This window comes from Ruegeria sp. ABV3_008 (assembly GCF_056161185.1).
In genome coordinates this window covers 112,610-126,115 of sequence record NZ_JBSWYP010000006.1, presented here as the reverse complement: position 1 = coordinate 126,115, position 13,506 = coordinate 112,610, and the positions used below count along the sequence as shown (strand labels likewise).

The following is a 13,506-nucleotide window of genomic DNA, read 5'->3' as shown; positions in this document are numbered from 1 at the left end:
AGCGGATACGTGATGCCTCAGACGCCAAACAAAGTCCTGATCCTTGGCAGTGCGCCGTCAGCGGTGGCCGCCCGGGATTGGGATCGGACGCCGTTCACGCATATCGTGGCCATCAACAACGCATGGCGTATTCGTCCGGATTGGGACATCCTAATCCACCCTGAGGATTTTCCGCCGGAAAACCGACCCGCAACCCTGTCGAAAGACCAAAGGATCGTGACAGCCGAAGACTACGTGCCTCGGCAAAACGCCTATGGCGGTTTTGTCTATGCGGGCGGCACCATGGCGTTTACCGCAGGCTATTGGGCGCTGTCCGCCCTTACGCCGTCGGTGATTGCCTATTTCGGCTGCGATATGGTCTATCCCGGGTCGGGGAAGACGCATTTCTACGGCAACGGAACCGCTGATCCGCTGCGTGCCGACATCTCATTGCGGTCGCTTGAGGCGAAGTCGGCCAGATTGGGCGTTTTTGCCGCCGCGCAGGGCTGTCGCATGGTGCGCTTGTCGGAGGGTGAAAGCAGGCTGCTCTATCCATCGCTTCGCGCGTCACGGATGGAAGACGCACCGATGCCGTCGATCGTTGGCGTGCAGGACGCGTTAGAGGCCGAAGCACGCCTCGGCTACTACGTGCCATCCGGGCGGTATTGGGAATCCGAGCAGCAGTTTGATCCTGACGAGTTGGATGCAGTCGACCGCCTTTGGATGTCCGCCTACCAGATCGCTCGAATGGACCGCGTCGCCTAAGACCTCAGACGGCGAAAGTGATCCAGGCCCAAACCATCGCAATATAGGTCAGGCTGTGCATCAGCTGGTCCAGCCCAGTTGCCCGCCAGAACGCGGCCTGATTGGGCTGTAGCTTCTTCTTGTCGGAATAGCTGGCCTTGGCGAAATCAATGTTGAAATGGATGATCCATTCTAGGGCCGAGATGATCAGGATAAAGCTGATCGGTGCTCCAAACAGTAAAAAAATAAGGGCCGAGCCCACAACATGCACCCCCGCATGTTGCGCGCGTCCCAAATGAAAATACTCGCCACGCCCGGTCAGCATCTTGGGCGTCTGTAGATAGAAGTCCGCGAACATATGTTTGATCTGCAACAAGCAGAGCAACAGCAACACGGCACCATAGCTTTCGGGCAAACGTATCCTCCCGATATCGTCCTAAAGGGAACTCTAGGCGCTAAAATGCGTGTAGGCAAATGAACTAGTTCACACATGCGCAAAGATTGGCACTTTGTCGGAAACTATTTGCCTAGCAAAGCAAGATTACTGTAAATTCAGACTGTTAATTTTCCGTGCATCGTTTCGAAACCGGATCATTGATCAAAAGCAGGGACAGGTTCCATAGAACGCACGATTTTCCGCTTCATCTGGAAATATTCCAAGCGCGACCAGTTGATCCTGCTGGCCGTGACCTCGACGTTGTTTCCGCTGCTTTACCTGACGTTGGAGTTGCCCAAACGTATTATCAATGACGCGATCGGTGCCTCGAGCAGCGTGGTTCAGGTTTGGGGCTACAGCCTGCCGCAGACGAATTTCCTGATCATTCTGTGCTTTGCTTTTCTGGCGGCGGTGCTGGCCCACGGCCTGATGAAAATGCGCATCAACACCATGAAAGGTGTCCTGAGCGAGCGGATGCTTCGCCGCTTTCGCTATCAGTTGATCAGCCGCGCCCTGCGCTTTCCCCAGCCCTATTTCGAGCGTGTCAGCCAAGGCGAGATGGTCTCGATGATCACCGCTGAAAGCGAGCCGATGGGCGGGTTGATGGGGGATGCGATCAGCCAGCCGGTTCTGCAAGCGGGGCAGATGATCACCATCCTGTCGTTTCTGTTTCTACAAAGCGTTTGGTTCGGCCTTGCGGCAGTGGCGCTGATCCCCGTGCAGGCCTGGCTGATTCCCAAGCTGCAGCGCCAGATCAACCTTCTCAACAAAAAGCGCATTCAGGAGGTACGCATCCTTGCCGCCCAGATCGGCGAGAACGCGGCGGGGGCCTCGACCCTGCGCGCAAATGGGGGCTGGCGGTATCGCAGGGCCATGATCTCGGATCAGCTGGGGCGGCTCTTCGGGATCCGGTTCGAGATCTACCAGAAGAAGTTTTTTATGAAGTTCATAAACAACTTCATATCACAGCTGACACCGTTCATGTTTTATCTGGTGGGCGGTCTGCTGGTCCTGCAGGGCTCGGTCTCGTTGGGCGCGCTGGTGGCGGCGCTGGCGGCTTATAAGGATCTCAGCTCTCCGTGGAAGGAACTGCTGACCTACTACAACCAGACTCAGGACATGTCGTTGCGCTGGGATGTTGTGATCGAACGGTTTGCGCCGGCCGGAATGCAGGATGAGGCACTGTTTGAGGGTGAGCCAAAGACCCGACCGCATCTTGATGGCGACATCGCACTGGATCGGGTGTCGGTGCGCGACATGGACGGCAACCAGATATTGGACGATCTGAACCTGACCTTCCCGCATGGCAAAACAATCGGCATCGCCGCGCCCAGCGAAGAAGACCGCCGCGCCATTGCCGAGTTGCTGACCCGTGAGATTCTGCCAAGCGCTGGGCGTGTCCGTATTGGCGAGCAGAATCTGGCCGAACTGCATCAGGGCGTCGTCGCCGCGCGGATCGGGTATGCGTCATCGCGACCAGTGATGTTTCAGGGATCGCTGGGCGACAACGTGATGATGCCGATGCGCTACAAGCCCCTGTCGGAGGGCGGCGACGATCCCGGATTTACTGAGACCTTGCGCGCGGGCAACAGCACTGATCCTTTCAAGGCCGAGTGGCTGGACCCGTCTCTGGCGGGGCTGGATTCGGCTGAAGACCTGCGGGATTGGTGGCTGCAACTGATTGACGGGATGGGGTCAGGCGCGGCCTTGTTCCAGCGCGGAGCCGAGCAGGTTTTCGACGCGGAACTTCATCCGGAACTGGCGCAGAAATTGGTCAAGCTGCGCCCGTTGGTGCAGCAGGCGGTGAAGCAGGCAGGGCTGGAACAGCAGGCACTGATCTTCGATAAGTCCACCTATAACCCGGCCTTGCCCGTGGCCGAGAATCTTTTGTTTGCCACGCCTCGCGTGCCGGTCACGCAAGCGCTGTTAGCACAGCAGAGGGTCTTTCTAGGTCAGTTGCGCGAGCTGGGGTTGGACGAGACTCTGATCGCGCTGACCCGTGATGTGATCGACATGCTGCGCCAGATCTTCGGTCTGGATGGAACGGATCACCCGCTGTTCCGCAAGCTAGGCCTTGAGGCGCAGACCTACGAGACAGCAGTCGAACTTGTCGAGCGCACCCGCAAGGAAGGCGCTGAGGGGCTGGACGACGAGCAGCTGGCCACCTTGTTGGCAGTGCCTCTGGTCGTCTCGGCTGAACAGATTGGCCCGGCCTTTTCGGATGAGTTGAAGGATCGCATTCTGGAGCTGCGCCACAGCCACTCGGATAAGCTCATGCGGCCGTTGATGGACGTGTTCGTGCCGCTGGACCCCGAAGCCGTCGCGCCCGGCCTGACCGTGATGGAGAACGCGCTGTTCGGCAAGGTCAGCGAGATCGGCGGTGCGCGTTCAGATGAGGTGCGCAAGCTGATTGTTGATGTTCTGGCCGAACACGGCGCGCGTCCGTTGGTGGTTGAGCTGATCTATGATGTGCCGGTCGCGCTGGGTGGTCAGAACCTGCCCGCAGTCTTTGCCGAACCCCTGGCGTTCACCCGTGCGACGATCAAGAAACCCGACATCCTGATCCTGGAAAACGCGCTGGCCAGCTATGACATGCAGACGCAGGTCGCGGTCTACAAAAACCTGCGCGCGCTGCTGCCCGAGACCACGGTCATCTATCTGAACGATCAATTCCAAAACCCCGATGTCTTCGACATGTATGTAGAGATCCGGCAAGGTCGGGTTGTCACGGATGAAGGACCGGGGGATGTGGAAGAGGATAGTGCCGCCTCGGCCGACTTGGCCCGCAAGCTGCGCGCCCTAGAGCAGACGCCGCTGTTTTCTGGCCTTGATCGGCGACAGTTGCGCCTGCTGGCCTTTGGTGCGCGGTGGTTTGACGCCTCTGCCGGGCAGGTGATCTTCCTCAAAGATGACCAACCCACGGATGGTGCATACGTCGTCCTCGAAGGCGAAGCGGGGTTGTATCTGCCTAAAACGGGCACGCCGGATGAGCTGATCCTGCGCGTCGGGCCGGGGGCGTTGGTGGGCGAGTTGGGCTTGATACGTAAGGAACCCCGCGCGTTGAGCATGGTGGCTGAAACCGATCTGTCCTGCCTGCGTATCGGGGAAGAGGAATTCCTGGCCGTGGTCGAAAATGACGCGGCGACGGCGTTCAAGCTGCTTCAGGTGGTTGCGGGATATGTCTCGAACTAGCGCTGTTTCAGGTTAACCCCAGAACACTCAACCGTCAGTCTTTCGGCTTGCAGAACAGTTGATAGAGTAACTCGATAACTTGTTTCGTGTTGCCATCCTCAAGCGAATAGAACACCGTTTTTCCGGCGCGCCGGGTCGAGACCAAACCGTCCTCGCGTAGGCGTGCCAGCATCTGACTGACGGCGGCTTGCCGGATCTGCAAAAGCGCCTCAAGTTCTCCTACCGATTTCTCGCCGTCTTCGAGGTGGCACAGGATCATCAGGCGGCCCTCATGCGCCAGCGTTTTCAGAAACGCGGCGGCACGGGCTGCGTTGCCTTTCATTTCCGCCAATCCGTCCGATGCCGGGGCTTGAGTGGTGCTGTCTTTCAGTGTCACCGGTCAACCGTTCTTCAACTAAGTTTTCTGACATTATGCCCTAAGAAACGTTATAATGTCACCCCTCGGTTGCGGGAGCCCCGCCCTGAAAGGCGTTACCATTGGCGTAATCGCAAGGTTCTTCCTGCATCTGAAGGTGAAGCCCGTCGCCTTTGTAGGGATGCGCGCGAGCCAGATCTTCGTCCACCTCGATCCCAAGCCCTGCAGCGGTCGGAGGGGTCACGAACCCATCCTCAACCCGGATCGAGCCCTTGATCAACTGGTCATGGAATGGCGTTTCAATGGTTTCCAGCAGCAACAGGTTCGGGATGGAGGCCGCCAGATGGATATTCGCAGCCCACTCCACCGGCCCGGCATAAAGATGCGGGGCCATCTGCGCGTTGAACACTTCGGCCATCGCAGCGACTTTCTTCATTTCCCAGATGCCGCCTGCACGCCCCAAAGCCGGTTGCAAAATCTCCGCCGCGCCTGCGCGCAGAACCGCGCCAAATTCGGCTTTGGTGGTCATGCGCTCTCCGGTCGCGACAGGTATGCGGACGTTGCGGGCGACGCGGGCCATGTCCTCGATATTGTCGGGCGGGGTCGGTTCTTCGAACCAAAGCGGAGAGTATGGTTCCAGCGCTTGGCCCAAGCGGATCGCGCCTGCGGTGTTGAACTGGCCATGGGTGCCGAAAAGCAAATCAGCCTTGTCGCCCACCGCCTCGCGGATCGCTTTGCAAAACGCAACGGACATAGAGATATCGGACATCGCAGGCATGTGCCCGCCCATGATCGTGTAGGGACCGGCGGGGTCGAACTTGACGGCGGTATAACCGCGACGGATCGCTTCTGCCGCAGCCTCAGCCGCCTGTTCGGGCGAGGTCCAAAAGTCGGTCAGGTTATGCTGGGGCAGGGGGTAGAGGTAGGTATAGGCGCGAATACGGTCGTTCATCTTGCCGCCCAGCAGCGCATAGACCGGGCGGTCGCGGTCTTTGCCCAGAATGTCCCAGCACGCGATCTCAAGCCCCGAGAACGCTCCCATGACAGTCAGGTCCGGGCGCTGCGTAAAGCCCGAGGAATAGGCGCGGCGGAACATCAACTCGATATTTTCCGGATTCTCGCCCTGCATGTGGCGTTCAAATACATCCCGGATCACGTGGCGCATAGCATCGGGTCCGATGGACGAGGCGTAGCACTCGCCCCAGCCGGCGATGCCGGTATCCGTGGTCAGCTTGACCAAAATCCAATAGCGCCCGCCCCAACCGGGGGCTGGCGGGGCCGTGACGATAATATCGAGGTCTTGCAGTTTCATCCTAGCCCTCTCGTGCTTGGTCAAAGGCAATGAGTTCGCGGTCAATCTCGGCCACCACCTCAGCGCTGCCAAAGAACGCCATGTCCGGGGCGTCGACGTCATCCATGAAGGCCTGAATTTCGATCAGCGCTGGTTTGCCGTCGAAACTGCCCTCGATCTGCCAACGGCTGCTTTGGTCCACGGGCAAATCCGACAGGTTGGCTGTGATCTGGGTGACCAGTGCTTCGGGCAGCCCAAACCGGGGGTTGTTGGCGAGGCCTGTCAGGAAAGGCGGTACCTCTGCCAGATCGAAATTCATCGACGTCTCCGAGGTGGACGGCGCAGGCTTCGCAGCCTCAGGTTTGAAGAGATCGGTCAGGAAACGCAGCATCGGCCTACCTGTCGAACAGGATCACGTTGCGTTTGGCAGACCCGGTTTTGGTATCGGCAATCGCCTCATTGATCTGATCCAGAGACCAGCGGCCCGAGACCAGCTCGTCCAGCTTCAGCCGCCCTTGCTCATAGAGATCGATCATCCAGGGGATGTCTCGCTGGATAACCACGTCGCCCATCTTTGACCCCACGAGACCCTGTCCCAACGCGGCGAGGATGACCGGTTCATAGCTAGCTTCGTCCCCGGAATGTGGCATACCGATCATCACGGCTTTGCCGCCCAGACCCAGATAACGTGGGGCCTGATCATAGGCGGGGATCGCGCCGACGGTGATCAAAACCGCATCTGCACCGCGCCCGCCCAGTGCTTTGTAGGCTGCTTTCCATGGTTCTTTCAGACTGGCGAGAACCCCGTGGGTGGCACCGAACTCTTTGGCGATTTCAAGCTTCTCTTCGGTCATATCGACCGCAACGATACGGCGCGCGCCAGCGATCCGAGCGCCTTGGATGGCGTTGAGGCCCACTCCACCCGCGCCGATCACCACCACGTCTTGCCCGGGGCGCAAACCTGCGGCGTTCACCGCTGCGCCGACCCCGGTGATCACACCACAGGACAACAGGCTGGCGAGGTCTTTGGGCAGGCTTTCCGGAATCCGAACGATCTGCCGGTGGCTGACGACGACTTTCTCGGCGAAGGCGCCGCAGGCCATCGCCTGCTCCAAAGGTCCCCCGTCGCTCGTGCGCAACGGACCTTTGACCGTGTCATAGGGGGTTTCGCAGATCGTAGGTTTGCCACCTGCACAGGACGGGCAAGAGCCGCAGGCCCGGATCAGTGTCACGACCACCGGGTCGCCCAGTTTGAAATCTCCTGCGGCCTCGCCCACTGCGGTGACCACCCCGGCAGCCTCGTGCCCATAGACAGCGGGCAGGAACCCGCCCCATGCACCATCGGCATATGAGATGTCCGAATGGCAAATGGCCACCGCGTCCAGTGTAACCTCGACTTCCCCGGTGCCGGGTGCGGCCAGTTGGACCTCTTCTATGGTCAGAGGCTCCCCGAACGCCCGGCATACGGCGGCTTTGATGGTTTGCATGTCGTCCCTCGCTTCGTTTGGAATACGGTGGCGCGGGAATTGGCATCTCGCAAGACGGAAACCGTCACGGGTATGTCGGTATTACGCCACGGCAGGTCGGGCGCGCAGAAACAGGACAAACCCTGCGGCCATGAGGACCAGTGCCAAGAGGAACGGCGCTCCGGGCAGGTAGAGCGCGGTGTCGGGCCGGATGAACCACGCAAACACGCTGGTCATCAACAGAGGCGAGATCACCATGGACAAGGCATGCAGAGAAGTCAGGACGCCTTGAAGCTCACCCTGTTGCGAATCCGGCGTCGCGCGCGAGGTCAGTGCCTGCAGGGCGGGCGTGATCACGGCGCCCAAGGCGGTGATCGGGATAAGCATCAGGGCGATGGTGCCATTGGTCAGAAAGGCCAGTAAAGCGAAGCTGATGACCTCAAAACCCATGCCGCAGATGATGGTCATGCGTTCCCCAAGATGACGAGTCGCGGGTCTGATCAAACCGCCCTGAACGGCGGCCATGCCGATGCCATAGACGCCGAGAGACAGCCCGATCATCTGAGGCGACCACCCGAAACGCTCGGTCGTGAAATAGGACCAGATCGCGGGGTAGACGTAGATTGACACCGAATAGAGGAAATAGACCCACAACAGCGGGCGAACGCCGGGCAGGGCGGCGATGGCCTTCAGCGCATTAACGGGGTTGGCGCGTCGCAGACTGAAGGCGCGGCGAGTTTTGTCTGTGACCGTTTCGGGCATGACCATCAGCCCGAGGCCGAATGAGAGGGCTGAAAGTGCCGCAGCCGCCCAAAAAGGCGCGCGCGTTCCGTATTCTGCAAGTAGCCCTCCCATCACGGGGCCCAGAACAAATCCCATGCCGAAGGCCGCGCCGAGCAGGCCAAAATTGGCGGCTTTGTCTTCGGGTTTCGAGACATCGGCCATGAAGGCAGCCGCGGTCGCATGGGTTGCGGCTGTGATGCCGCCGACAAGACGGCCGATCAAAAGCAACCAGATGCTGCCCGCGATGGCCATAACCACATAGTCCAAAGCCATCACAAACAACGAGACCAGCAAAACACGCCGTCGGCCATAGGCGTCTGACAGGTTGCCCAGAATAGGCCCGAACACGAACTGCATGGCGGCAAAGGCGGTGCTTAGGACGCCTCCCCAAAGGGCGGCGTCGGCGAGCGTTCCGCCCTGCACCTCGACGATCAGTTGCGGCATGATCGGCATCACAAGGCCGATACCCATCGCGTCAATCATGACGGTCAGAAGAACAAAGACAAATGGCAGACGCATGGAACCCGGCTATATGACCCGGCGCTTACCCTAGAGGGGCCAGCAGGATGTGGGAAGGGCGCAAAGACACCAACCCGGATGACGTCTCGTCAGGCGGCTAAAGTTTATCCGATAGCTCATCCAGTATTTGGGCAAGTTGCCGCGGGTGCGAGAAGAACGGAGAGTGGGAGCTGTCGATGTCTCGCCGCAAATGGGCCGGAATTCGCTCGCTCATGTCCTTCTGATAGGCCGGAGGAATAGTGTGGTCTTCGGTAGTGCGGATATAGGCCTTTGGGACCTGGTCAAAGTGATCCCCTATTGAAAGCGGTGTGTCCTGCGGCTTGATAGCCTGCGGGCAGAGCCGGGCAAAGGCATAGGGCAGGATCTCGGGCGTGCAATCATGATAGAACAGGTCCTGAACGCGGTCGGGATGCACAGTGTAGGACAGCCCATCGGTGGATTTTTCGACTGCATCGCCAATGGTTTGCGCTGGCCCGCGTTTGCGCATGTCGACCAGAGACAACCCATCCTGCGGGACATAAGCGCAAAGATAGATCAGCGCGCGCATGGCGTGCGGGTCGGCCTCGGCCGCGGCGCTGATCGGATAGCCGCCCCAGGAATGTCCGACAAGGATCGCGTCTGGTGTTGAGGCCGCCAGCACGGCGTCTCGGCAGCTTTCCAGCGTGACCTCGCAGATCGGCGTCGGGTCCGAGCCGTGGCTGGGCATGTCGATGGCACGAGCGGAGTGGCCGAACGCTTCAAGCTCGGGTATCAGGTCGCGCCAGCACCAGGCGCCGTGACAGGATCCATGGACCAACAGAAATTCGGCCAAGGGACGCTCCTTCAGATGTGACCGATCTCGGTCAGGAATTGCTGCAACAGGGCAGCGTATTCAGCGGGTTTTTCGACGCAGGGCAGGTGGCCCACCCGGCGCATCAATTCGAACCGCGAGCCGGGGATCAGGTCTACTGTTTCGCGTACCAGATCAGGCGGGGTCGAGCCGTCTTCATTGCCCGCGATCCCAAGGGTGGGCAGGCGCAGGCCGCTGGTCGGCGTATAAAAATCGGTGCCTGCAATGGCGGCACAACAGCCCAGATACCCTTCGGCCGGTTGGCTGACCATCATCTCGCGGCATGCGAGGTGCTGGTTGGCGCTGCGGAAATCGCGTGAGAACCACCGCTCCATCGTCGCATCGGCCAGCGCCTCGATCCCGCCGCTGCGGACGGCCTCCATCCGGTCCTGCCAGATTTTCGGCATCCCGATCTTGGCAGCAGTGTTCGACAGCACCAGCGCGCGGACCTGATCCATCCGTTTCACCGCCAGCCCTTGGCCAATCATACCACCAATCGACAAGCCGACGAAGACGCAATCCCGGATTTCGAGGTGATCCAGCAGCGCCTCGGTATCGCGGATCAGCGCGCCCATGGCGTAAGGCGCAGGCGGGACCGAGGATTGTCCGTGGCCCCGCTTGTCATAGCGAATGATCCGCAGCCCGTCGGGCAGGTATGGCAGCACATCGTCCCACAGATGCAGATTGGTGCCCAGAGAATTGGCAAATACGATGGGCGCACCGTCTGGCGCGCCATCAATCCGGTAGTTTAGCTGAACGCCACCCAGATCAGCGATCGTCATGCTTTGGTTCCTTGCTCGGCCTGTGCGTGCAGATTGCACAAACCCGATATGGGTGTCAGGTCAGGAATTCCAACGCACGCGCAAAGACGCCGGGATCAACATTTCCGCCCGAGGCGACAACGATCACGTCATCCCCTTCGATCTGGTCATTGCGGAAGAGGGCCGAGGCGAGCGACACCGCGCCGCCCGGCTCCAACACGATCTTGAGGCGCAAAAAGGCCAGCGCCATGGCGTGCAGCGCCTCGTCCTCGGTCACGGATAGGCCGGGGCCGCAGAGGCGGTTGAGGATCGGAAAGGTGATGTCACCCGGTTGCGGTGTCAGGATTGCGTCGCAGATATTGCCAGCAGTTGCAGGGTTGCTTTTGATCTGCCCCGCCTCCAGCGAGCGTTTGACATCGTCGAACCCGTCTGGCTCGCACGGACGTGCGCGCAGGCCAGGGGCGTGCGCCTCAAGCGCGAGCGCGATGCCCGACGTTAGACCGCCGCCACCGCAACAGACCAGAACGTCGGCATCGGTCACGCCCGCGGCTTTGGCTTGGCGCGCAATCTCGAGGCCGGCAGTGCCTTGCCCTGCGATGACTTGGGGTTCGTCGTAGGGGCGGATCAAGGTCAGGCCGCGTTCTGAGGCCAGTGCATTGCCAATTTCTTCGCGGCTTTCTGTAGCCCGGTCGTACAGAACAACTTCACCGCCCAAGGCGCGCGTGTTGTCGATCTTCAGCTGCGGCGCGTCCGAAGGCATGATGATCACCGAAGAGATTCCGTGCTTCGCCGCCGCCAAAGCCACCCCCTGCGCATGATTGCCCGAGGAATAGGCGATCACACCGCGCTGCCTTTCCGCCTCGCTCAACGCCGAGATGGCGGACCATGCGCCGCGGAATTTGAAACTGCCGGTGTGTTGCAGGCATTCGGGTTTGACCCACACCCGGCGCCCGGCGATCTCGTCCAGAAAGGGTGAGGTCAGAAGGGGCGTCTCGCGAACATGCCCCTGCAGCCGATCGGCGGCGGCTTCGATCAGGTCTATTGTACTCATACTTGGTCCAGAATCTTGCGAATAACGGTGAGGGATTGCGGCTCGTCCAGAAAAGGCACATGGCCGCGATCCGGGACTTCAGACGTGATCGGGCGCGGATGGCGGGACTGCATCTGCTTCAGTGTCTCTTGGCTGAGGATATCCGAGTTTGCGCCGCGCAGAACGCCCGTCGGAATGCCCTGTAGCGCCTCGAAGAAGGGCCATAAGTCCGGCACGTTGCCAGCTGCGGCCTGCTCCAATAAGGCCGTGCGCAGGGCCGGGTCATAGCGCAAGGCCAGCCCCTCGGATGTTTCCTGATACTGGTTCTCGGCCTGCATGCGCCAAACTTCCAAAGGGATGCCGGGGAAATGCGGCTCCATCACTGCTTTCAGGACGGCGGCGGCCTCGTCAAAAGTCTTGGAGTTGGGTGCTACGCCCACGTAGTCCATAATCCGAGAGATACCTGAGGGTTCAATCACCGGACCCACGTCATTGAGGATCACGCCTGCCAGCCGGTCCGGCTGCAGTGTCGCGAGCGTCATCGCATTCATCCCGCCGCGCGACGTGCCCAAAACCACCACTCGGTCGAGGGCCAGATGGTCCAGCAGCTCGACAACATCCTGAGCTTCGCGCAGGACGTTGTAATTGGCGTGGTTCGGATCATGATCCGACTGCCCGCGCCCCCGCGCATCCAATGTGATCAGGCGGGCATCGGCCATATGCGGCGCAAGCAGCGAGAAATCACGCCCGTTGCGTGTTAGCCCGGCCAGACACAGAAGAGGAGTGCCTGTGCCACTCTCCTCAAAATACAGCCGAAGCCCGTCAGACGTCTTGAATTCACCCATTACAGCCCGGCCAGTTCGGGGATCGAGGTCAGGTCGGACAAAACATGCGCCGGTTTCCACGGCAGACGATCCATCGGTTCGCCCGCGCGATTGACCCATGCGGTGACAAAGCCGTAACCGCTGGCCCCGGCAGCGTCCCAGCCGTTGGAACTGACGAACAGGACCTCATTTCGGGCACAGCCGAACCTGTCTTGCACCAGATCATAGACCTTGGCGTGGGGTTTGAAGATGCCGACGCTTTCGACCGACAGCACATCGTCCAAAACATCGCCAATTCCGGCCGATTGCACCGCGCCATCCAACATAGGCGGCGACCCGTTCGACAGGATCGCCGTTTGCAACCCACCCTGTTTCAGGGCCTGCAGCATCTGGGGCACCTCGGGATAGGCGCGCAACTCCCAGTAGAGATCCAGCAGCCGTTGGCGAAGCTTGGCGTCCCCTTGTAGCCCCGTCGCCTCGAGCGCCCAGTCTAGCCCGTCCTGAGTGACATCCCAGAAATCACAATGCGCGTCCGCGACGGCGCGCAGCCATGTGTATTGCAATTGCTTCAGCCGCCAGTGATTTGCCAAATCCAGCCAAGTATCGCGGAGCGCCTCAAAGCCCGGCTCGACAGCGGCCTGACGTGCCGCAGCGGCTACATCGAACAATGTCCCATAAGCGTCAAATACGCAGGTCGTGATTGCCATCTGCTCTCTCCCCTTTTTCTGGCGCAAGGTGGCACAAGAGGGCGGTGCAGGAAAGAGCCAAGGTCCGACAACATTTTGTAAGGCTTGGGATAGTATGGCGCGGTGCTTGGAATAGCTTGCGTTTTCGCAGAGACGAGAAATCAGGCATTTTTCCTGGCGGGTTAAATGCAAAAGAGACATTCCACCCCTGTTGCCTAGAAGAGTAAAACCAATTCGACAATGATCTGAGATATGGTGGAGCCTAGGGGAAACGCCGCCGAGCGCCTAATGCACTGATAGTAAACACTATTGTAGTGTGTTCGTTTGCCGTGTGAATCGCGTTAGTGTAACACTCCAATATGCACAACCTCTTCCACCAACCTTCGCACATGAAAGCCTTGGAACCTCTTAGCTGCCCTGCTTGGTCTACTGTTCCGACGAACTGCTTTTTCCGTTTCGAAGTGTTGCGAACGATTCAAAACGATCGTGTTCGGTTCTGTTCGGTAACTAATTTACCCGCGCTTTACTCAGCTGATCTAAAGCCACTTCGCTATCTGCAGCGAGATTGGTCTTTTTGATTTCAATCAATTATATTTGAATGTGATCGCTTG

At 59.7% G+C, this 13,506-nt stretch carries 13 protein-coding genes; 2 read left to right on the top strand and 11 right to left on the bottom strand.

Annotated elements, in window-relative coordinates:
- The first annotated feature begins 12 nt into the window (after positions 1-12).
- Positions 13-744 carry a hypothetical protein gene (locus ACXAH8_RS12210; RefSeq protein ID WP_475218764.1) on the top strand — a complete coding sequence of 244 codons (732 nt, stop codon included), beginning with the start codon at positions 13-15 and terminating at the stop codon, positions 742-744.
- A 4-nt stretch (positions 745-748) separates the two neighbouring features.
- On the opposite strand, the gene ACXAH8_RS12205 is transcribed toward ACXAH8_RS12210, so the two are convergent.
- Entirely contained in the window at positions 749-1,138 is a 390-nt protein-coding gene (locus ACXAH8_RS12205; protein WP_170472196.1) for a DUF3307 domain-containing protein, read from the bottom strand.
- Positions 1,139-1,354: 216 nt separating this feature from the next.
- On the opposite strand from ACXAH8_RS12205, the gene ACXAH8_RS12200 reads away from it, so the two are divergent.
- A complete protein-coding gene (locus ACXAH8_RS12200; protein WP_475219035.1) occupies positions 1,355-4,351 on the top strand; it encodes an ABC transporter transmembrane domain-containing protein in 2,997 nt (998 codons plus the stop codon).
- 34 nt (positions 4,352-4,385) lie between these two features.
- Here ACXAH8_RS12200 and ACXAH8_RS12195 read toward each other — a convergent pair whose 3' ends face one another.
- From ACXAH8_RS12195 to ACXAH8_RS12150, 10 genes are all read right to left on the bottom strand, one after another.
- Positions 4,386-4,673 (bottom strand): ArsR/SmtB family transcription factor, encoded by a 288-nt coding sequence (locus tag ACXAH8_RS12195; protein ID WP_475219033.1) that lies wholly within the window; start codon positions 4,671-4,673, stop codon positions 4,386-4,388.
- Positions 4,674-4,785: 112 nt separating this feature from the next.
- Positions 4,786-6,018, bottom strand: a complete 1,233-nt coding sequence (locus tag ACXAH8_RS12190) for a mandelate racemase/muconate lactonizing enzyme family protein (protein ID WP_475218761.1) — start codon at positions 6,016-6,018, stop codon at positions 4,786-4,788.
- 1 nt (position 6,019) lies between these two features.
- Entirely contained in the window at positions 6,020-6,388 is a 369-nt protein-coding gene (locus ACXAH8_RS12185; RefSeq protein WP_475218759.1) for a hypothetical protein, read from the bottom strand.
- Positions 6,389-6,392: 4 nt separating this feature from the next.
- A complete protein-coding gene (locus ACXAH8_RS12180; RefSeq protein WP_475218757.1) occupies positions 6,393-7,484 on the bottom strand; it encodes a Zn-dependent alcohol dehydrogenase in 1,092 nt (363 codons plus the stop codon).
- 81 nt (positions 7,485-7,565) lie between these two features.
- Positions 7,566-8,765 (bottom strand): TCR/Tet family MFS transporter, encoded by a 1,200-nt coding sequence (locus ACXAH8_RS12175; protein ID WP_475218755.1) that lies wholly within the window; start codon positions 8,763-8,765, stop codon positions 7,566-7,568.
- 97 nt (positions 8,766-8,862) lie between these two features.
- Positions 8,863-9,576 (bottom strand): alpha/beta fold hydrolase, encoded by a 714-nt coding sequence (locus tag ACXAH8_RS12170; protein WP_475218753.1) that lies wholly within the window; start codon positions 9,574-9,576, stop codon positions 8,863-8,865.
- Positions 9,577-9,587: 11 nt separating this feature from the next.
- Entirely contained in the window at positions 9,588-10,376 is a 789-nt protein-coding gene (gene pcaD, locus ACXAH8_RS12165; protein WP_475218751.1) for a 3-oxoadipate enol-lactonase, read from the bottom strand.
- A gap of 55 nt (positions 10,377-10,431) precedes the next feature.
- Positions 10,432-11,406, bottom strand: a complete 975-nt coding sequence (locus ACXAH8_RS12160) for a threonine ammonia-lyase (RefSeq protein ID WP_475218749.1) — start codon at positions 11,404-11,406, stop codon at positions 10,432-10,434.
- Entirely contained in the window at positions 11,403-12,230 is an 828-nt protein-coding gene (locus ACXAH8_RS12155; RefSeq protein WP_475218746.1) for an alpha/beta fold hydrolase, read from the bottom strand. The genes ACXAH8_RS12160 and ACXAH8_RS12155 overlap by 4 nt, the downstream gene beginning before the upstream one ends.
- Positions 12,230-12,916, bottom strand: coding sequence for a haloacid dehalogenase type II (locus ACXAH8_RS12150; protein ID WP_475218743.1), 687 nt, complete (start codon positions 12,914-12,916; stop codon positions 12,230-12,232). Before ACXAH8_RS12150 ends, ACXAH8_RS12155 begins: the two co-directional genes overlap by 1 nt.
- Positions 12,917-13,506 lie beyond the last annotated feature (590 nt).